The organism is Micromonospora sp. WMMA1363 (assembly GCF_030345795.1).
Classification (GTDB): domain Bacteria; phylum Actinomycetota; class Actinomycetes; order Mycobacteriales; family Micromonosporaceae; genus Micromonospora.
On sequence record NZ_JAUALB010000001.1, the window covers coordinates 1,194,371 to 1,214,306 of the forward strand.

At 72.5% G+C, this 19,936-nt stretch carries 19 protein-coding genes; 11 read left to right on the forward strand and 8 right to left on the reverse strand.

The window, feature by feature from the left end; genetic code table 11:
• Positions 1–6: 6 nt before the first annotated feature.
• From QTQ03_RS05440 to QTQ03_RS05450, 3 genes are all read right to left on the reverse strand, one after another.
• A complete protein-coding gene (locus QTQ03_RS05440; protein ID WP_289277013.1) occupies positions 7–606 on the reverse strand; it encodes an STAS domain-containing protein in 600 nt (199 codons plus the stop codon).
• Between the two features lie 361 nt (positions 607–967).
• Positions 968–1,123 carry a hypothetical protein gene (locus QTQ03_RS05445; protein ID WP_289277014.1) on the reverse strand — a complete coding sequence of 52 codons (156 nt, stop codon included), beginning with the start codon at positions 1,121–1,123 and terminating at the stop codon, positions 968–970.
• Positions 1,124–1,544: 421 nt separating this feature from the next.
• Positions 1,545–1,976 carry a VOC family protein gene (locus QTQ03_RS05450; protein WP_289277015.1) on the reverse strand — a complete coding sequence of 144 codons (432 nt, stop codon included), beginning with the start codon at positions 1,974–1,976 and terminating at the stop codon, positions 1,545–1,547.
• A gap of 261 nt (positions 1,977–2,237) precedes the next feature.
• Here QTQ03_RS05450 and QTQ03_RS05455 point away from each other — a divergent pair, with 261 nt between their 5' ends.
• The 4 genes from QTQ03_RS05455 to QTQ03_RS05470 all read left to right on the forward strand — a co-directional run bounded on the left by QTQ03_RS05455 (position 2,238) and on the right by QTQ03_RS05470 (position 7,861).
• Positions 2,238–4,124, forward strand: coding sequence for a glycoside hydrolase family 15 protein (locus QTQ03_RS05455; protein ID WP_289277016.1), 1,887 nt, complete (start codon positions 2,238–2,240; stop codon positions 4,122–4,124).
• A gap of 58 nt (positions 4,125–4,182) precedes the next feature.
• A complete protein-coding gene (locus tag QTQ03_RS05460; RefSeq protein WP_289277017.1) occupies positions 4,183–5,031 on the forward strand; it encodes a slipin family protein in 849 nt (282 codons plus the stop codon).
• Positions 5,032–5,444: 413 nt separating this feature from the next.
• A complete protein-coding gene (locus QTQ03_RS05465) occupies positions 5,445–7,133 on the forward strand; it encodes a serine/threonine-protein kinase (protein WP_289277018.1) in 1,689 nt (562 codons plus the stop codon).
• On the forward strand, positions 7,130–7,861 hold the full coding sequence (locus tag QTQ03_RS05470; RefSeq protein WP_289277019.1) for a hypothetical protein: 732 nt from the start codon (positions 7,130–7,132) through the stop codon (positions 7,859–7,861). Before QTQ03_RS05465 ends, QTQ03_RS05470 begins: the two co-directional genes overlap by 4 nt.
• Before the next feature lie 81 nt (positions 7,862–7,942).
• Here QTQ03_RS05470 and QTQ03_RS05475 read toward each other — a convergent pair whose 3' ends face one another.
• A complete protein-coding gene (locus QTQ03_RS05475) occupies positions 7,943–8,431 on the reverse strand; it encodes a hypothetical protein (RefSeq protein WP_289277020.1) in 489 nt (162 codons plus the stop codon).
• Between the two features lie 177 nt (positions 8,432–8,608).
• Here QTQ03_RS05475 and QTQ03_RS05480 point away from each other — a divergent pair, with 177 nt between their 5' ends.
• Positions 8,609–9,883, forward strand: coding sequence for a lycopene cyclase family protein (locus QTQ03_RS05480; RefSeq protein WP_502889698.1), 1,275 nt, complete (start codon positions 8,609–8,611; stop codon positions 9,881–9,883).
• 15 nt (positions 9,884–9,898) lie between these two features.
• Here QTQ03_RS05480 and QTQ03_RS05485 read toward each other — a convergent pair whose 3' ends face one another.
• The 4 genes from QTQ03_RS05485 to QTQ03_RS05500 all read right to left on the reverse strand — a co-directional run bounded on the left by QTQ03_RS05485 (position 9,899) and on the right by QTQ03_RS05500 (position 12,134).
• Positions 9,899–10,126 carry a hypothetical protein gene (locus tag QTQ03_RS05485; RefSeq protein ID WP_289277022.1) on the reverse strand — a complete coding sequence of 76 codons (228 nt, stop codon included), beginning with the start codon at positions 10,124–10,126 and terminating at the stop codon, positions 9,899–9,901.
• Positions 10,127–10,161: 35 nt separating this feature from the next.
• The gene (locus QTQ03_RS05490) at positions 10,162–10,398 is read right to left on the reverse strand and encodes a preprotein translocase YidC (protein WP_289277023.1); all 237 of its coding nucleotides are present in this window, start codon (positions 10,396–10,398) and stop codon (positions 10,162–10,164) included.
• Between the two features lie 220 nt (positions 10,399–10,618).
• Positions 10,619–11,488 (reverse strand): pentapeptide repeat-containing protein, encoded by an 870-nt coding sequence (locus tag QTQ03_RS05495; protein ID WP_289277024.1) that lies wholly within the window; start codon positions 11,486–11,488, stop codon positions 10,619–10,621.
• 238 nt (positions 11,489–11,726) lie between these two features.
• On the reverse strand, positions 11,727–12,134 hold the full coding sequence (locus tag QTQ03_RS05500) for an SSI family serine proteinase inhibitor (protein ID WP_289277025.1): 408 nt from the start codon (positions 12,132–12,134) through the stop codon (positions 11,727–11,729).
• A gap of 385 nt (positions 12,135–12,519) precedes the next feature.
• Here QTQ03_RS05500 and QTQ03_RS05505 point away from each other — a divergent pair, with 385 nt between their 5' ends.
• The 6 genes from QTQ03_RS05505 to QTQ03_RS05530 are packed head-to-tail and all read left to right on the forward strand — an operon-like array spanning position 12,520 to position 19,932.
• Positions 12,520–15,315, forward strand: a complete 2,796-nt coding sequence (locus tag QTQ03_RS05505) for a beta propeller repeat protein (protein ID WP_289277026.1) — start codon at positions 12,520–12,522, stop codon at positions 15,313–15,315.
• Positions 15,316–15,340: 25 nt separating this feature from the next.
• Positions 15,341–16,222 (forward strand): carbohydrate ABC transporter permease, encoded by an 882-nt coding sequence (locus QTQ03_RS05510; RefSeq protein WP_289277027.1) that lies wholly within the window; start codon positions 15,341–15,343, stop codon positions 16,220–16,222.
• The gene (locus QTQ03_RS05515; RefSeq protein ID WP_289277028.1) at positions 16,219–17,544 is read left to right on the forward strand and encodes an ABC transporter substrate-binding protein; all 1,326 of its coding nucleotides are present in this window, start codon (positions 16,219–16,221) and stop codon (positions 17,542–17,544) included. The genes QTQ03_RS05510 and QTQ03_RS05515 overlap by 4 nt, the downstream gene beginning before the upstream one ends.
• Positions 17,541–18,596: an ABC transporter ATP-binding protein gene (locus tag QTQ03_RS05520; RefSeq protein ID WP_289277029.1), complete on the forward strand. Its 1,056-nt coding sequence runs from the start codon at positions 17,541–17,543 to the stop codon at positions 18,594–18,596. Before QTQ03_RS05515 ends, QTQ03_RS05520 begins: the two co-directional genes overlap by 4 nt.
• Positions 18,597–18,634: 38 nt before the next feature.
• Positions 18,635–19,504 carry a carbohydrate ABC transporter permease gene (locus QTQ03_RS05525; RefSeq protein ID WP_289280689.1) on the forward strand — a complete coding sequence of 290 codons (870 nt, stop codon included), beginning with the start codon at positions 18,635–18,637 and terminating at the stop codon, positions 19,502–19,504.
• Positions 19,505–19,560: 56 nt separating this feature from the next.
• Positions 19,561–19,932 carry a hypothetical protein gene (locus QTQ03_RS05530; RefSeq protein WP_289277030.1) on the forward strand — a complete coding sequence of 124 codons (372 nt, stop codon included), beginning with the start codon at positions 19,561–19,563 and terminating at the stop codon, positions 19,930–19,932.
• Positions 19,933–19,936 lie beyond the last annotated feature (4 nt).

Sequence of the window (19,936 nt, forward strand, 5' to 3'; positions counted from 1 at the left end):
GCGGGCTCAGGCCCGGGGCACCGCCGTGGTCGACGACCCAGCCCGCCCGGTCGCGTGTTCGACCGCCTCGTCGCGGCTGTCGAAGACGGGCAGCACCCCCTCCAGGCGCAACGTCCGCAGGACGGTCCGGAGGAACGGCGAGGGGGCGGCGAGGCTCACCGCGGCGCCGCGGGCGACGGCGTCACGATGGGCGCGGACCAGCAGACCCAGCCCGGTGGAGTCGATCAGGCGCACGTGGGTCACGTCAACCACCACGCTCCCGCCCATGTCGGCGGCGTGCCGCAGCGCGGTTCGTAGAGTGTCCTCGCCGTCCACGTCGATGTCACCAGCGCACGTGATCACAGTCGCGCCACCGCTGTGGTCGATGCCGAGGATCCCGCCGGGGCCCGGTGCGCTGTCGTCCACCGGCGCACCGCCGGATTTCGACGACAGCGTGCAGTGGGCGCAGCGGTGGGGACCCTCGGCGAGGGGCGAGCCGGTCCAGCCGAGGTCGGACACGAGCGTCCAGACCACGCCACCGTCCGCCGGAGCGTCTGGCGTGTCGACCGTGTCTCCGCAGATGTCACAGATCAGTGTCGTCTGATCGTCGCACCGGACGACCGTCATCGTGCCGGTCCTTCCTCTGTCCGCGGGCCAGGTCGGTCCGGTGTCGCCGTCCCCGCCAGGCCCGTGGCCCTCGCTCTGTCGGTCCACAACCTGCCGCGCGGGATCGTCGGTCACCCCGCGAAATCATGACGGTTCCGTGACAATCTGTCGTCGGTAGGCCGCGTCGGGGGGCCGGTAGGGCCGCCCCGACCGGCCGTATCGGCTGGCGTCGACATGCGGCCGGAGCAGCGGGTACGGCGGCACGGTCCCTCGCCCGCGCCGGTCTTCCGACAGTCGGGGTGGCCCCGTGAGTGGTTACGGACAGGTACCTGCCGGGCTCGCGCCCATGTGGCTGCCCGCGCCGGCACGTCGTCCGGTCGGATCAGAACGCGCGGTGGCGCGGATGCGGGATCCAGCCGAGGAACCGCTCCCGCAGAGCGGCCGGCGGTGCCCGTAGGTCGGCGGTGGCGGCGGTCAGGCAGGCCGCCAGGTAGACGCTCAGGTTCGCCGGCTGTGGGCCGTACTCGCGCAGCAGCAACCTCCGGCGGGGTGGGCACGGCCAGCTCTGCCCGCACGGCCGCGCAGGCGCGGGTCGTCCCGTTGCTCGACCGACGCGTAGAACGCATCCAGGTCGGCGTGCAGGACGGTGGCCTCGGTCGACACGGACAACATGTTCGCACACATGTTCGGAATAACGCGCTGACCTGCACGAACGGTGTCGCCGACGAGTCCGGCCCCGGCCCGTCCCTCGGCGCGGTGCACCCTCCTGCCGACGGCCGCTGCCTCCGCCGCACCGTCCGGGAAGCTGACCCAGCTACCGCGACTACCCTGCTGGAGCGCGGCGCCGGGCCCCGACCCGGCGGGGCGCAGGTCCGCGGTCCGCCGGCGGTGGCGGTACGGCTCGGCCGGCCGGGCTCATACCTGTTCTCCGCCGGACCGTCGAACGGATGTGCGGGAGGTCAGGGCTGCGGAGCGGTGATGTTGACCATCCAGGAGATGCCGTACCGGTCGACGCACATGCCGAACTCGTCGCCCCACATCTGCTTTTCCATCGGCACGGTGACAGCGCCGCCAGCGGACAACTCGTCCCAGTAGCCGTGCAGCTCGTCGGCGTTGTCGCCGCTGAGGCTGATGGCGATGGTGGTGCCGGCCCGGTGCTCCGTCCCGGGCGCGGTGTCGGCGGCCATCAGCGTCAACCCGCCGTTCGACTTCAGGAGGCTGTGCATGATCTGGTCGGTCAGTGCCGGGTCGGTCTCGCCGAACTCCCCGAATGTGGTCAGGAAGAGTTCGCCGCCGAACACGGAGTGGTAGAACTCCATCGCTTCGCGGGCGGTGCCGGAGAAGTTGACGTATGGGTTGAGCTGCGTGTGCACCGTGTCCTCCTTGGTCACGACGTCAGCGTCCTCCTTGGCCACGACGTCAGCGCCATCGTCGCAAAGAGAGGCGGGCCGCCCAACGAGGCGCGCCCGGGCGCGCCTCGTTGGGCACGGGAAACGCGCCCGTCGTTCCGGCACTGGGTACGACCGCCAGCCGGGCCGCACGGACCGCCGCCCACCGCGCCAGCGGTCGGCATCGATCGGAGATCGGCGGACCGATGTGTGCCCCGGGCGAGCGGGGGTAGTCCGCGGTCGGCGAGAGCACGGGGGGATGGCGTGGATTCGTACCCTGCGGTGGAGGCGCACGGCCTGATCGGTGATCTGCAGACCGCGGCGCTGGTGACGACGGACGGCACGACCGACTGGTTCTGCGCCCCGCGGTTCGACTCACCCAGCGTCTTCGGTGGTCTGCTGGACCGGTATCGGGGTGGCTACTGTCGGGTCTCGCCGGTCGGCGACAACTACGTCGCCAAGCAGCTCTACCTGCCCGGTACGCCGATTCTGATCACCCGCTTCATGAGCGAGGACGGCGTGGGAGAACTCGTGGACTTCATGCCCCTGGCGGGTGACCAGCCCACCGACCGCCACCGACTGGTCCGGATGCTCCGCATGGTCAGAGGCACCATGCGGTTCCGCGCCGACTGCCGTCCCCGGTTCAACTACGGCCGGGATCCGCACGACCTCGAGACCCACCCGGGCGGAATCGTCTTCCGAAGTCCCACCATCTCCCTCACGCTCAGCCACGTCCACTATCCGGATCGGCTGGCCGATCAGCCGGACATTCGGCGCAGCGAAGACGGCGTCTGCTTGTTCGCGACCCTGCACGAGGGAGATGCCGGGGGTGTGGTCCTGGAAACCGCCACGAGGCCAGACCCGCCGCGTCCCGTCACCGCGGGCGAGGTGGAGGACATGCTGGTACGGACCCGGGACCACTGGCGGGGCTGGCTGGCGCGCTCCCGCTACAGCGGGCGTTGGCGGGAGATGGTCGAGCGGTCCGCGATGACCCTCAAGCTCATGACGTACGCGCCGACTGGCGCGCTGATCGCCGCCCCCACCGTCGGACTGCCCGAGCGGATCGGTGGCGAGCGCAACTGGGACTACCGCTACACCTGGATCCGCGACGCGTCCTTCTCGATGCGGGCGCTCCTCGGTCTGGGTTTCGTCGACGAAGCCGCGCGGTACATGTACTGGGTGCGGGACCGGATCCGGGACGCCGGCAGAGACGGTCAGCCGCTGGAAGTCATGTACGCGGTCGACGGCGCGCCCGTACCGGCGGAGAGGTCGCTCGACCACCTCGAGGGGTACCGCGGGTCGGCGCCCGTGCGGGTGGGCAACGGCGCCGCGAAGCAACTGCAACTCGACGTCTTCGGCGAGGCACTCACCGCGCTGCACATCGCCGACCGCCGCGGACTGCACCACGGCGACCAGACGTGGGCGAGCGCCGTGCGGCTGGTGGACTGGCTCTGCGACAACTGGGACCAGCCCGAGGACGGGATCTGGGAGACCCGCGGCGGTCGCCAGGACTTCACGTACGGGCGGATGATGTGCTGGGTCGCCCTCGACCGGGCCGTCCAGCTCGCGCACGGACGCCGGCACCCCGTCGACCTCAGCCGCTGGACCCGGGTCCGTGACCGCATCTACCACCAGGTCATGAGGCGGGGTTTCCATCCCGGGCGTCAAGCCTTCGTGCAGCACTACGCCACCGACGTGCTGGACGCGTCGCTGCTTGTCATGCCCGCCGCCGGGTTCGTCTCGCCCACCGACCCGCTGTGGCGGTCGACGCTCCTGGCGGTGGAGGCCGAGTTGGTCTCCGACAGCCTTGTCTACCGATACGACCCGAGCGCCGCCCCCGACGGCCTGCCCGACGATGAGGGCACCTTCACCATGTGCACGTTCTGGTACGTCCAGGCGCTCGCGGAGGCCGGTCGGCTGGAGGACGCCCGGCTGACCTTCGAGAAGATGCTCACCTATGCCAGCCCGCTCGGCCTCTACTCCGAGGAGATCGCGCCCACCGGCGCGCAGACCGGAAACTTCCCGCAGGCCCTCAGCCACCTCTCGCTGATCAGCACCGCCACTCTCCTCGACCGGCTGGTCGACACCCCGCCGGTGACGATCCCCGGGCACGGGGCCGGGCCGTCCGGCTCGCCGAGCTGGGAGGACTAACCGGAGGCGCAGCGGGAAAGGCCCGCCGAGTGGATGCGTTTCTCGGATCGGGGGTGCCATGACGGCCACCGTCGTCGGCGTGGTGATCGTGCTCGCGATCCTGGTGCTGCTGGGCGCGTTGAGCATTCGGATCGTCCAGCAGTACCAGCGCGGCGTCGTGTTCCGGTTCGGTCGTGTGGTGGCGGTCCGGGAGCCAGGCCTGCGACTGATCATCCCGATCGCCGACCGGATGGCGCGGGTGAGTATGCAGACCACGGTGATCGACGTGCCGGCGCAGGGCGCCATCACCCGGGACAACGTCACCCTCACCGTCGACGCGGTCGTCTACTACCGGGTGGTGGACCCGGTCAAGGCACTGGTGAACGTGCGCCAGTACCCCGCGGCCGTGCTCCAGATCTCGCAGACAGCGCTGCGGTCGGTGATCGGCAAGGCGGACCTGGACACCCTGCTCGGTGATCGGGACAAGGTCAACGCCGACCTGAAGGCGGTGATCGACACGCCGACGGAGGGCCCATGGGGGTTGAACATCGAGCGGGTCGAGGTCAAGGACGTGGCCCTGCCGGAGGGCATGAAGCGGTCGATGTCCCGCCAGGCCGAGGCCGAACGGGACCGCCGGGCGCGGGTGATCGCCGCCGACGGTGAGTTCCAGGCCTCCCGTCGGCTGGCCGACGCGTCCCGGGCGATGGCCGGCACCCCGGGGGCGTACCAGCTGCGCCTGTTGCAGACCGTGGCGGACGTGGCGGTGGAGAAGAACAGCACCCTGGTGATGCCCTTCCCGGTGGAGCTGCTGCGCTTCTTCGACCGGTACGCGCGTACCGGCCCGGCGGAGGAGGGGTCGGTCCCCGGCGAGGCCGCGTTGCAGCCGACCGGCGATGGTCACCGTGGCGACGCCGGCCGGCGCCGGTAGCCGGCCGGCCCGGCCGGGCGACAGGATGTTCAGCTCACCGCCGGTCCGTCCGACTGCCCGGGTACGACGAGGACCGCGTCGTCGCCGGCGAGCCGCGGCGCGGCCCTCGTCAGCAACCTGACACGCAGCCAGCGGCGGGTCGTCATCGTCCGGACGGTCGCCCGTGGTGGGGTTGCGCTGCTCGTCGCGAGGTGTCCGGCGGGATACCAGCCTGGTGACAGCACGTTGGTTGCCCCCTCCTGCTACCACTGAGGTGTTCGCAACCGACCAGGTGCACGCCGTTGCAGCGACGGCCCCGGCCGACGTCCGGGTCGGGAAGCAACCGTTGCGCCGATGGCCCGGCCTGCCGGCCGGACGACAATGACCAGCAGGGCGGCTCGGTGGCCCGCCCCGCGACCCGAGGAGGTTCGGACGTGACCGGCTGGCGGGTCTCCGGCTACACGCCGGTGCGGCAGCTCGGGGCGGGCGCGTCCGGGCGGGTCGAGCTGGCCGTGCACGACGGCACCGGGACGCCGGTGGCGATCAAGTACCTGACCAGTGCGGTCGGGGGAGACCCCTCCTTCCGGGAGACGTTCCGCGCCGAGGCCCGGCTGCTGGCCGAGATCGACAACGCGCATGTCTCGCGCCTCTACGAGTACGTCGAGTCGCCCGCCGGCGCGGCGATCGTCATGGAACTGGTCGACGGCGTGTCGCTGCGCCAGATGCTGCGCGCCAACGGCGCGACCACCCCGGAGGCGGCGCTGGTGGTCCTGAAGGGATCCCTGGCCGGGCTCGGCGCGGCGCACGCCCACGGTGTGGTGCACCGGGACTACAAGCCGGAGAACGTGCTGCTCACCGCCGAGGGGGCGAGCAAGCTCGTGGACTTCGGCATCGCCCTGCCGGCCGGTACCGGCGCCGGCGGCACGGTCAGCGGCACGCCCCGATACATGGCGCCCGAGCAGTGGACCGGCGCACCCGCCAGCCCGGCCTGTGACGTCTACGCCGCGACCGCCACCTTCTACGAGTGTCTCGCCGGGCGGCCCCCGTACGACGGCCGGGACCTGCTCACGCTGCGTCGGCAGCACGCCGAGGCTCCGATCCCGCTCGATCCGACCCCGGTGCCGGTGCACGACCTGCTCCGGCACGGCATGGCCAAGCGCCCGGACGAGCGCCCCCAGCCTGCCGAGGTGTTCCTCGAAGCGCTCCAGCGGGCGGCGGCGGACGCCTACGGGCCGGAGTGGGAGGAGCGTGGCCTGCGGGAACTGGCCCGCCGGGCGGCTCTGCTCGCCGCCCTCTTCCCGTTTCCCGAGGGCAGCGGCGGCGCCACCAGCGTGGCGACCACGACGCTGGGCTCCGGCGTCGGTCGGTGGGGCTGGCTGCGCGGCGGCCGTCCCCGGCCGGCCGTGCTCGCCGGCGCGGTTGTCGCGGCCGGGCTGATCGGGGTGGGCGGCGCCGGGTTGAGCTACGCCGCGCGGGAGGACGGCGGCCGCTCCGCCGCTGCCGCGAAGCCGGCCGTGAGCACCGTGGTCACATCCGGGCCAGGCCCGACACCCGCTCCGACGGTCACTGGTACGCCGACCAGCACCGCGGCCGCGCCGACACCGGGCGGCACCCCGGGCGCCCCGACCACCACCGCCCCGACCACGCCGGGTGCGCCGGTGACCACCGCACCCGCGACCACCCCACCAGCACCCAGCCCCACGCTGTCGACCAGCCCGCCGCCTCCGCCGGACAGAGCCGCACCGACCGTCGGCAAGGTCACCGTCAGCCCCACCCGGCTCGACCCGGTGGGCTGCCCGTACGGGCCGACGGCCAGCACGGTCACCGCCACGGTCTCCGACGACCGGACGGCCGCGGGGGACCTGCGGGTGCGTCTCCGGTACCCGCTGGGTGGGGTCGACACGTATGTCCGGCTGACGTCCGACGGCCGGGGTGTGTTCACCGGAGTGATCGCCGACCTTCCCCGCCCGGTCCGTAGCACGCCTATCCCGGTCCGGGTGGCCGCGACCGACCGGGCCGGCAACACCTCGGCGGAGAGCGCGCCGGTCTACGTGACCCTCAACCGCTTCTGCGGCCAGGGGCTGACGATGCCCGACACACCGACGGGGGGCGGCCTGCCGTGACCCAGCCGACCGACCGGACCACGCCAGGTGGGTGGGGTCCCGACGACGGCGCGACCGTGCGTCTGGGCGGTCCGCACCCGTCGGACGAGCCGACCGCGGACCTGGACGCCGCGACCGTCCGACCCGGAGTCGAATCGACCGTCCACCTCGGCGCGGCGACGCTGATACCCGGTGGGTCCGCCCGCGGACCGGGTGGCGACGAGCCCACCACCGGTCTGAGCGGGACCGCCGGGCGCGAGGTGCGGTTCGGGCCCGGGGTGCCCGCCGCGCCGCCGTCAGCGCCGCCCTGGCCGGTGGTTCCCCCGCCGGTACGGCGCCGGCCGCTCTGGGGGCGGGTGACGTCGGTGCTGTCCACCCTGCTCACGGTGGCCTTGGTAGCGGTCGTCGGGTGGTACCTGTGGCAGCGGATCAGTCCGCTGGAGATCACCGGTGTGACCGTGGCGGTGCCCGAACCGGCGGGTGAGAGCTGCGACGTCACCGTGGACGTGGTCGCCACCGTCACCACCAACGGCCGGGCGGGGGAGATCCGCTATCAGTGGCTACGCTCCGGTAGCGCGCCGGGCGCCGTGCTGACCGAACGGGTGGGCCGTGGGCAGCGTGCCGTGGAACTGACGTTGCGGTGGTCCTTCGCCGGGGTGGGCAGCACCTCGGAGACGGCCACGGTCAACATCACCGGGCCTTCGCCGGCGCAGGCCCGGACGGTGGTCACCTACGACTGTCGCCGCTGACGGCGGACGACGTCCAGGCCATGGCGGGCCGTTCCTGCGGTGCCGGAACCAGGGCAGGACGGTGCGTGCGGGTCGGTGACGTCAGCGGGTCGCGGCCAGGGCCGCGTGCCGCCGGCGGCGGGCCAGGATGAGGGCGCCGCCGGCGGCGGAGCCGAGCAGCGCGATCCCGGCGGCGACCGATCCCGCGCCGCCGCCGTCCGGGTGGCCCCCGGCCCGGGCGTCGCCGACCGGGGTGACGGTGAACGTCGCACTGCCGGCGGCGCTGCCGTCGCCGCAGGTGGCGGCAACCGTGTAGGTGCCCAGAGGGAAGCCGGCGGTGGAGAGTTCGGTGCTCAGTCCGCCGTCGGCCGCGGTGGTGGTGGACCGGCCGTTCTGGTCCCGGTCGGGACCGACGACGTGGAAGATCGCGTCACCCGACTTCGGGTTACAGGTGGTGGTGAGCACGACCGTTCCCCCGACCGGGGTGGTCGTCGGTGACACGCTGGTCTCGGCCCACGCGGCGCCGGGTGGCACGAGGGTGCCGAGGCCGACGCCGACCGTCGCCGACACGAGGACCGTCTTCGCCTTCATGCGCGTCTTCCCTCACTTCCCGTCCGTTGCTGGGTGGGACGTCGCCCGGTGGTCGACTCCGCGACCGGCGCCGGTGTGCCCAACCCTAGGAGGGTTGGCCGCCGGATCCGGTGAAATGAGAAATCATCGCTGCCGCCACGTCCCCGGCCTGGCGCCGGCCACCATCCGGCCCGGGCGGTGTGGCAGCGTGGAGGCGTGCACCGCTGCGGACCGATCGACGTGGACCTCGCCCTGGTCGGTGGTGGCGGCGCCGCCTCCCTCGTGCTGGCCGCCCTGGACCGGCGCCGGGTCCGTGACCTGCGGATCGCCGTCGTCGACCCGGTGCACCGGCGTGGCCAGGATCGCACCTGGGCGTTCTGGGACGAGCCCGGCAACGACCTCGACCCGCTGCTGGCCGCGAGCTGGCACCGGGTCGAGGTGGTGACGCCGTGGCGAAGCCGCGTCCTCGACCTCGCCCCGCTGCGGTACGCGATGGTGCGCTCCCGCCCGATCTACGACCGGGCGGCCGAGGCGGAGCGGCGACTCGGCGCGGTCCGCGTCGATGCCCCGGCCGACGTGCTGGACGACGGCGGCGGGCGGGTCACCGTACGCGCCGACGACGGTACACCGCTGGTCCGGGCGTCCTGGGTGCTGGACTCCCGGCCCCGGCCGCCCCGCCGGGCTGGGCGCACCAACTGGTTGCAGCACTTCCGGGGCTGGTGGCTGGCGGCGGACGTCCCGCTGTTCGACCCGGACCGGGCGATCCTGATGGATTTCCGTACCCCGCAGCCGGCCCGGGGGGTGTCGTTCGGCTATCTGCTGCCGGTGAGCAGCCGGTACGCCCTGGTCGAGTACACCGGGTTCACCCCGACCCTGCTCAGCGACGCCGGATACGACGCGGCGCTGACCGACTACCGGGACCTGCTCGGTTTGGATCCCGCCCGGCTGACCGTGCGGGAGGTGGAGAACGGGGTGATCCCGATGACCGACGCCGCGTTCGACTCGCGGCCCTCGCCCCGGGTGACCCGCCTCGGCACGGCCGGCGGTGCCACCCGTTCCTCGACCGGCTTCACATTCTCCGCCATGCGCCGGCAGGCCGAGCAGGTCGCCGCCGCGCTGGCGGCCGGTCGCCCGCCGGTGCCGGCGCCCGCGTACCCCGGGCGGCACCGCTGGATGGACGCGGTCGCGTTGCGGGCGTTGGATCGCGGCTGGGTCGCCGGCCCGGAGTTCTTCGACCGGCTGTTCGACCGTAACCCGGTCGAGCGGGTGCTGCGCTTCCTCGACGGGACCACCACCCCGGCGGAGGAGGCCGCGGTGATGGGTTCGACCCGCCTGCTGCCGATGGTCGCCGCGACCGTCGGTGATGCCGCGGCCCGGCTGCGCGACCGCCTCGTGCCGGCCCGGCGCGCGGCCACCTGGACCGTCCCGCCAGCCGTGGTCGGCGATCCGGTGCGGGAGAGCGACACCGGCTGACCGGTCAGTGCCGCTTCACTCCCGGTTCGGGTCGGTGGTCCCGGAGACGTCCGCCACGTCGTACCCGGCGCGGCTGATCTCACGGGCCGACCGGCGGTCCTCGGCCGGCAGTTCGGCGAAGTCGTCGCCCACGTCCTCGGTGGTGTGCAGCGATTCTCCCGGCGGTCGCAGCGACGCCTCCATCGCGGTGGCGCCGTCCGGCTCGTCCGTGTCGGCCAGGTCGAAGCGGTGTTCGTCGGTCATGGCGCACTCCTGCCCCGTCAGTCTCGTCGGAAACGTCAGCGAGCCGCGTCCGGGTGACCCGGCATGTTCGACCCGCCGCTGCTGCTCCCCGACGCGCCGCCCGCCATCCCGGAGCCGTCGTCCTCCGTGACGATGTCCGGTTTCGGCGCCGCCGGTTTCGGCGCCGGCACGTCGGTGCCCGCGTCGACCTGGACGAGTCGGGCCTGACCGGCCTCGTCCTCGGCGTGCTCCGGATCAACCGGCAGCTCACCGTCCCGTGCTCGGTATCCCACGTCTGCCTCCCGTCGGCGACGGTGCCCGTACCCGAGGTCGGCTACCCGGGTACCCCGGGGGGAAACGTCGGCCGGCCACGATCCCCGCCGGGCGGGCACGGGCGGTGCTGCCGTGCCCGAAGTGGCGACGGCGTGTCGCCCGGGCCCGGCAGCCGGTTCGTGGTGCCGGCGATGGGGAGTACCGCCCTGCCCGCCGTGCACCGGCTACGGCGGCCCGCGGTCAGCGGCGCCGTCGCCCGGCCGTGCCCGTGGGTGGGCGACGTGGGACCGGAGTGAGCCGTAGCGCGGTCCAGTGCGCGGGACGGGAACGGCCGGGCGGTAGCCCGGTGTTCCGGTCGCCCCCAGCCGCGTCGAGCTGGGACTGGTGCACGAAGAGACCGGCGGACAGGTCGGTACCGCGCAGGTCCGCCCCACGCAGGTCCGCCCCGGTCAGGTCCGCCCCGGTCAGGTCGGCGCCGCGCAGGTCGGCCCCGATCAGCACGGCGCCGCGCAGGTTCGCTCGTCGCAGGTCGACCCGTCGCAGGTCGGCCCCGATCAGGACGGCGCCCCGCCGGTCGATACCGGGCCGGCCGCCCCGGGCGTGCTCCCCCACGCGGGACAGCAGCGGGTTGACCCGGCCCCGGTGTGCGTCGACGTCCAGCGCTCGTAGCGTCCGGGTGTCACCACCGGCCAGGAGATCGGTCTCGGCGAGCGCCTCGGCCAACGCGGCGCGCAGCTGCGGTGGCGGGTCCAGCGCCAACGCCTCGGTCAGATACCAGAGCAGCTCGTGCAACGGCCGTACCACGGCGAAGGCGTCGAACATCGCCTGGCCGACATCCGGGCCGTCCCGCCAGCCCCGCCCGCTGAAAGTGACCTGGGTCACCCGCTGACCGGCTCCGAAACAGTCGAACACGGTGCAGCCCGGAAACCCTCGGTCGCGCAGGTGGGCATGGATGCCGCAGCGGAAGTCGGCACGCAGGTTCGGGCAGGGTCGGCCGGCCGGCTTGTCGACCGCGAAGTCCGCCGAGGCGGCGAACGCCGGGGCGACGCAGCACAGCCCCACGCACCGGGAACAGTCGGCGCGCAGCCCCTCCGGGCTGGTTTCGGACACGCTGGCGCTTCTCCTGCTCTGCCTGCTCGGCCGCTTGTCGACGCCGTCCATCCTTCCACGCGTTTCGCTGGACGACGGATGTCGAAAAGTTCATGGGAGTAGCCAGCCCCAGCTGGGGCTGGCTACTCCCATGATATCCCGAGCGACGTCGGGCCGTCCCGATCAGGTGGGGACCAGGTGTCCGGCTGCGCCGATCGGGGCCGCGCGGCGCCCGGGGGAGCGGGCGCCGCGCGGCGGATCAGAAGGCGAACAGGGAACCGGTCTCGCGCAGCAGCTCACACTGGTTGCCGAAGGTTTCGGTGTACGACACCGGGCGGTCCCGCCACAGCCCGAGGGCCCGGACGGTCACCGGGGCGTACTCCAGGGTGCAGAAACCTGGGTTGACGCTCAGTGCGGCGAGGTTCCCGTCGACGGCGGCGACGTCCTGGCAGGCGGACGCCGCCCGGGGGTGCGTACCACCGGCCGGCTCGCAGCGGAGCACGGTGGCCCGGGGCACGCCGGTGGCGTGTGGCGTGGCGGTCAGCAGCAGCACGGAGGTGGCCTGCTCGGTGGAGGCGGCGTGGGCGGGGGCGGCCGCGACGGTGAGCGCGGCGGCGCCGAGGACGGCCGCCGCGCAGAGCGCGGCGACCCGCTGGGCGAGGGACATCGTGGGTCCTTCCGTTGGGGCCCGGGTAGGGGCCGGTCGTCGGCCCGGCCGTCGTGTGGCCGGGCCGACGACCACCCTATGTGGATACTGTGAACCCATTGCGTAACAGGCTGTTACGTCGGTTCGATCGATGTCAGGTGCCGGCGGGCCGTGTCGTGGCCTTGCGGACCTCGCCCTGCATCCCGCCGTGCCGCGCGTCTGCGCCGGATCCGGTGCGAGCTGGCGGTGAGCTCCATCGCGTCCCACACCGGTGTTGCACGGAAATCGACGCAGAGGATTGTGTCCCCCATCACCCTCTGACATCCTCCTGCATGGACGTTGCCAGCGACGGTCGCCAATCCGGGTGCCGCGCTGCGGCGATGCCTTCTCTCCTGGAGGGACCCTCGTGAAGCGCAGACGTCGCCACCTAATCGCAGGACTAGCGGTCGCCGCTCTCGTCGCGACGACGGGTGCCGCGGGCATCCACTTCACCGGCGCCGAGGTGCCGGCCGCCGCGGCGGCCGTCGGGGACGGCGAGCTGCCGCACGCCCTCGGTGGCCACCTGGAGCGGCTGCGGCAGGCGGTGCCGGGCGACGCCGGCATGTCGCCGGACGGCCCGGGCGGCGCCGCCCAGCAGGAGTTCCTGGAGCGGGCCTATCCGGCGAGCACGATCAGCATCGTCCAGGCGGACCGCTCGAAGGCCGCGTACGCCGCGGCGGAGCGGCGGTTCCGGGGCTCGCAGCGCTGGGTCAACGTCGGCCCGAGCGAAGCTCTCTACCCGTTCACCGAGTACCGCAACGCCTTCAACTACGTGCCCAACGAGTACGTGGCGGGCGGCCGGGTAACCTCGATCGATATCAGCCCGGACTGCAACAGGCTGCTCTGCCGGGCGTACGCCACCCCGGCCGGCGGCGGTGTCTGGGGCACCCTGAACATCCTCGCCCCCAAGCCCACGTGGTTCTACCTGGGTGGCCCGCTGGGCATCAACGCCGCCGGCTCGGTGAAGATCGACCGGAACGACCGCACCGGCCTGACCATCTACGTCGGCACCGGCGAGGCGAACACCTGCGGCTCCGGCTGTGTGGCCGGCGTCGGGCTCTACAAATCGACCAACGGCGGTCTGACCTGGCAGGGACCGCTCGGCAAGGACGTCCTCTCCGGTAAGGGCCTCGCCGAGATCACCATCAAGCCGGGCGATCCGAAAACCATCTACGTCGCCACCACCATCGCGCTGCGTGGCATGTCCAGTGCCTGCTGCACCGGGGTGACCCGGCCGGTGCCGGACGCCGAGAAGTGGGGCCTGTACAAGACCACCGACGGCGGAAAGAACTGGACCTTCATCCATAACGGCTCGGTCGACGGCGCCGACTGCACGGGCAGCGCCGCGGAGTACGCCAACACCGCCACCTGCTCCCCGCGTGGCGTTCGTTACGTCAAGCTCGACCCGAACAACTCCGACATCGTGTACGCCTCGTCGTACGCCCGAGGTGTCTGGCGCTCACCGGACGCCGGCGCCACCTGGACCCAGATCAAGCCGTCGCTGAATCCGGCGGTCTTCCAGACCCGTGCCGCCATCGACGTCACCGCCCTGCCCGACGGCGACACCCGCATGTACGTCTACGAGGGCAACTTCGGCAATCCGTACTCGCGGCTGTTCCGCAGCGACGACGTGGCCGCCGGCGCCCCCACCTTCGCCGACCTGACCAGCTCGAACCCGGCCGATCCGGGCTTCGCCACCTACAACCAGTGCACCGGCCAGTGCTGGTACGACGTGTTCGTGCACACCCCGGCCGGGCACCCGGACATCGTCTACACCGGTGGCGCCTACGTCTACGGCGAGACGGTTGCCCACAAACGGGCGGTCATCCTCTCCACCGACGCCGGGGTCAGCGGCACCGACATGACCTACGACGGCACCGACGAGTTGCACCCCAACGGCCTGCACCCGGATCAACACGCGATCGTCACCAACCCGCGCAACCCGTACCAGTTCTTCGAGGCCAACGACGGCGGCATCATGCGTTCCAGCGGAACGTTCGTCGACCGCTCGTCCTGGTGCGACAACCCGGGGCGCAACCTGACCACGCAGGCCCAGCAGGACCGTTGCCAGCAGATGCTCTCGAAGATCCCAGCCAGGCTGGAGGGGATCAACAAGGGCATGACCACGTTGCAGTTCATCAGCCTGTCGGTCAGCCCGCACGACGCGGACCTGCTCCAGGGCGGCACACAGGACAACGGCACCTGGGAAAACAAGGGCGACCGGCGGCGCTGGGTCAACACGATGATCGGTGACGGCGGAGCCTCCGGCTTCGACGTTGGCAAGCCGGAGTTCCGCTTCCACACCTTCTTCGACGCCTCGCCCGAGGTGAGCTTCGGCAACGGCGACATCAGCAGCTGGATCTGGACCGCGGACCCGATCTACGGCCAGCCGGGCAACCTGTTCTACGCCCCGGTGATCAGCGACCCGAAGGTCAGCGGCACGATGTTCGCCGGCACCGCCCGGACCGTCTACCGCACCAAGACCTTCGGCCTGGGCGATCGGACCCTCGACGAGGCCAACCGGATCTGCAACACCTGGACGGGCACCTTCGAGGCCCAGTGCGGCGATTGGCAGGAGCTGGGCACCATCCGGCTCACCGACGCCGCCTGGGGAGATCGGGCCGGCGGTGCCGTCTCGGTGGTCCAGCGGGTCGACACCGACTCGTCCACCGCGTACGCGGCGACCAGCACCGGCCGGGTCTTCGTCACCCGTAACGCCGACGCCGAGCCAGCGTCGGCGGTGACCTGGACCCGGATCGACAACGTCAGCACGCCGAACCGGTTCGTCACCAGCATCCACATCGACCCGGCCGACCGGGCCCGGGCGTGGGTGTCCTACAGCGGGTTCAACTCGAACACCCCGGCCACCCTCGGGCACGCGTTCGAGGTGAAGGTGGACGGCGCGACGGCCACCTGGGCCGACCGGTCGTACGACTTCGGAGACCAGCCGATCACCGACCTGGTCCGGGACGACGTCACCGGTGACCTGTACGCCTCCACCGACTTCGGCGTCCTGAGGCTGGCCAGGGGCTCGACGAGCTGGGCCAAGGCAGCCGGCGGCATGCCGAACGTCGAGGTTGCCGGGCTCACCATCGTGCCGGGCAAACGGGTCCTCTACGCCGCCTCGCACGGTCTCGGCGCCTGGCAGCTGAAACTGAAGTAGGTAGATCATCGAACGCACCGACCGGGTGGGGGGTCGCACGAGCGGCCCCCCACCGCTGCCCGGGGTGGCCCGCCGCAGCTGGCGTACGCTCGGCGCGGCGTTCGTCGTCCTCGGGTTCGTCCCGCCGCTGCTGCTGCTGGTCTCCGGGTCGCTCACCGAGCCCGGCCTGCCGCCGTCGCCCACGCCGCGGCTGCTCCCGGACCCGGTCGCCACCACCGGCTACCAGCAGGCCCTGGAGATCGGCGGTCTGCTGCGGGCTTCGCTCAACTCGGTGCTCGTCGCGGCCATCGCCGTGCCGCTGAGCGTGCTGGTCGCCTCGCTCGCCGGCTTCGCGCTGGCCCGGCTCGCCCCCCGAACCGCCGCCACCGTCGTCGCGGCTTCCCTGGTCGCCCTGATGGTGCCGGCGACCGCGCTGCTCGTGCCCCGGTTCGCGATCTTCCGCGCGCTCGGGCTGACCGATACCCTGGTGCCGTTGATCGCTCCGGCGTTGCTGGGCACCTCGCCGCTCTACGTCCTGGTCTACTACCTGGCGTTCCGGGCGCTGCCGCGGGACCTCTACGACGCCTGCCTGGTGGCGGACCTGTCTCCCATGCGCATCTGGTGGTTGGTCGCGTTGCCGCTGGTCCGCCCGGTCACTGCCGCGCTCACCGCCCTCACCTTCCTGGTGACCTGGTCGAATTTCCTCGACCCGCTGATCTACGTCTACGACCGCGAGCTGTTCACCCTGCCGTTGGCGCTGCGCTCGCTGTCCGTGCTGGACCCGACCGACTTCCCGGTCTTCCTGGCCGGCGCGGTCCTCGCCACCGGGCCGGCTCTGCTGGTGTTCGCGTTCGCCCAGCGTCGCTTTCTCCACCACGACGATCCGATCCTCCACCACGACGATCCGACGGGACGGGACCGCCGATGAGACCGAAGACCCGACTGGCCCTGCTGCTCTCCGCGGTGCTGCTCGCCACCGGGTGCGGCGCCGGCTCCGGCGCCGCCGAGCCGAGGGGCGCGGTGCAGCTGCTGGTCTTCGGCGCCCCCGAGGAACTGGCGGCGTACCGCACGCTCACCGAGGCGTACGAGAAGGCGCGGCCCGGCACCGAGGTGCAGCTGATCGAGGCGAGTGACCGCAAGGATCTGCTGGCCCGGCTCGCCACCTCGGTAGCCGGGGGCGCCCCGCCGGACCTTTTCCTGATGAACTACCGCTTCTACGGCCAGTTCGCGGCGAAGAACGTGGTGGAGCCGCTGGACGAGCGGATCGCCCGCTCCGACGCGATCAACCCGGCCGACTACTACCCGGTGGCGATGGACGCCTTCACGTGGGGCGGCAGGCAGCTCTGCCTGCCGCAGAACGTTTCCAGCCTCGCCGTCTACTACAACCGCACGCTGTTCCAGAAGTACGGCGTACCCGAGCCGCGGGCCGGGTGGACCTGGAACGACATGGTCGGCGCCGCCATCGCGATGACCCGGGACTCCCGTGGCGTGGTGGTCAGGGGCACCGAGAGCGAGGGGGCCGCCGCGCGTCCGGTCGTGCACGGCGTGGCCGTGGAGCCGTCGATCATCCGCCTCGCTCCGCTGGTCTGGTCCAACGACGGCGAGATCGTCGACGACCCGGACCGGCCCACCCGGCTGAACCTGGACACCCCGGCCGGCCGGGAGGCCCTGAAGAACCTGGTGGACCTGCGTCAGGCGTACGGGGTGGTGCCCACCGACGAGGAGGTCGAGGCCGAGGACGACGAGTCTCGTTTCGCCAACGGCCGGCTCGCGATGCTGTTCTCGTCGCGCCGCTCCACCACCACGTTCCGCTCGATCACCGACTTCGAGTGGGACGTCGCCCCGCTGCCGGTCTACCGGAAGCAGGTGGGTGTGCTGCATTCGGACGCGTACTGCATGACCCGGGGCGCCGAGCGCAAGGACGCCGCGTGGCGGTTCCTGGAGTTCGCCATCTCCGAGCAGGGACAGCGGATCGTCGCGGCCACCGGCCGAACCGTCCCGTCGCACATCGGCGTCTCGCGGTCCCCGGCGTTCCTCGGTCCGTCCCAGCCGCCGCGCAGCGCCAGGGTGTTCCTCGACGCGATCCCCACCGTGCGGGCCCTGCCGACCGTGTCCACCTGGCCGGAGATCGAGGACGTGACGCACGGGATCCTGGAGAACGCGGTGCACCGCGGCGACCGGCTCGACGAGGTCATCCGTGACCTGGACCGGCAGACCCGCCCGCTGTTCGCCCGCGGCGAGCACGGGTGAGCGGGGCCGGCCTGTCCCTCGACGGGGTCAGCGCCGCCTACCGCGGCGATCAGGTCCTGCACGAGGTGGACCTGACCGTCCACGGGGGCGAGCTGCTGGTGGTGCTCGGCCCGTCCGGCGCGGGCAAGTCGACTGTGCTGCGGGTGGCGGCCGGTCTGGAGCCGGTCACCGCCGGCCGGGTGCGGATCGCCGGCCGGGACGTGACCACCGACCGGCCCGGCCTGCGCAACGTGTCGATGGTCTTCCAGTCCTACGCGCTCTTTCCGCATCTCACCGTCGCCGAGAACATCGCCTTCGGCCTGGAGGTCCGGGACACCCCGCGGGTGGTCGCCCGGCAGCGCGCCCGAGCGGCGGCCGAGACGGTGGGCTGCGCCGCCCTGCTGGCTCGCCGGCCGGGGCAGCTCTCCGGCGGGGAGCGGCAGCGGGTGGCGCTGGCCCGGGCGTTGGTGCGCGAGCCGGCCGTGTTCCTGCTCGACGAGCCGCTGTCCAACCTCGACCTCGCCCTGCGCGTGGAGATGCGCGCCGAGCTGCGAGCCCTGCACGACCGGCTCGGCGCCACCATGGTGCACGTCACCCACGACCAGACCGAGGCGCTGGTGCTCGCCGACCGGATCGTCGTGCTGCGCGACGGGCGGGTCGAGCAGGCGGGTACCCCCGACGAGATCTGGCGGGCGCCGGCGAGCGTGTTCGTGGCCCGCTTCGTCGGTTCACCGGCGATGAACCTGCTTCCCGTCGACGGTCCCGTCCACCCTGCCGGGGATCCCCCGCCGGGCTTGCCGGCCGGCCTGCGGATCGGGTTCCGTCCGGAGGCGGTCACCCTGGGCGAGACGGTGGGCGCGGCGGCTACCGTCGATCGGGTCGAGGTGGTCGGCGAGGACGCGTACGCGTACCTCACCCTCGCCGCCGGGCACCCGGTGGTCGCCCGGGTGCCCGCCGACCGGCGGCCCGGCCGGGGCGACGCCGTCCGCGTCGGGGTTCGCTGGGCCGACACGCACGTCTTCCACGCCGACTCCGGCCTGCGGTACGCCCCCGTGAGGGTCGCGGGGACATGACGCGACCGGATGCCCGCTCCCGCCGGCAGTTGGCGATGATGCTCGCGCCGTACCTGGTCGGCCTGGTCGGCCTGGTGCTGCTGCCCGCCGCCGGCACGCTCGCGCTGGCCTTCACCGACTTCGACCTGCTGAACCCACCGATGTGGGTCGGTCTGGACAACCTGACCGAGCTGGTCGCCGATCCGGTGTTCCGGGTGTCGCTGGCCAACTCGCTGGTGTTCGCGCTGGTGGCCGTGCCGCTGCGGGTGCTGCTCGCGCTCGGCTTGGCGCTGCTGCTGCACCGTCGCGCCGCCGGTGTGGGCACCGCCCGTGTCGCCGCGGTGCTGCCGACCGCCGTGCCGGAGATCGCCTACGGCCTGCTCTGGCTTTGGCTGCTCAACCCGCTGTACGGCCCGATCAACCAGCTGCTCCGGGTCGGCGGCGAGAATGGGTTGACCGTGCTCGGCCGCACGCCGCCGCAGTGGCTGACCGACCCGACCGACGCCCGCGCCGCGATCATCGTCATGAGTGTGTTCACCATGGGGGAGACCTTCGTGGTGCTGCTGGCAGCCCGGCGGGCGTTGCCCCGCGACGTGTACGAGATGGCCGCGCTCGAGGACGCCACCGGCTGGGACGTGTTCCGCCGGGTCACGCTGCCGTTGATGGCGCCGGTGCTCGCCCTGCTGGCGGTCCGCGACGCCATCGCCAGCCTGCACTTCTCGTTTGTCCCCGCCTTCGTGGTCACCGACGGCGGACCACCTCCGTACGCCACCACGTACCTGTCGCTGTTCATCTACCGCACCGGCTTCGAGTACCTGCGATACGGCTACGCCGCCGCCGCGACGCTGGTGATGATCCTGCTGACCGTGGCTGCGGTGGTGGTGCAGTGGCGGCTGTTCCGCCGGTACCGGGCCTTCTACCGGCTCTGACCGGGGAAGCAGGTCCGGGTTGCCGCCGTGTTCCAGGTGACGGGAGAGTTGGCGTCATGCGCGCAGTGTCGGTCCTGCTCGCCGCGATTGGCCTGGTCTTCAGGCTGACCGCCACCGGGGACGCCGGTTCGGGTGGCGAGCCGCCGCCGACACCGTCTCCCGGCGGCGACGCGGTCGGAATGCCCTTCGGCCCGCGCACCCTCACCGGGACGGTGGAGCGTGCCGGGGACTGCACCATGCTGCTGGTCGGCGAGCGACGCTGGGCGTTGACCGGGGAAGCCGCGGCGGCGTTGCGCCCGGGCACGCGGGTCACGATCCGCGGCAACCTCGCCCCCCGGCCGGCCGCGTGTGGCGACCGGGACCTCGCCCAGACGGTCGCCGTCACCCGGGTCGACCCGGGTGACGAGGAAATCCCGCGGCGGACGTGATCAG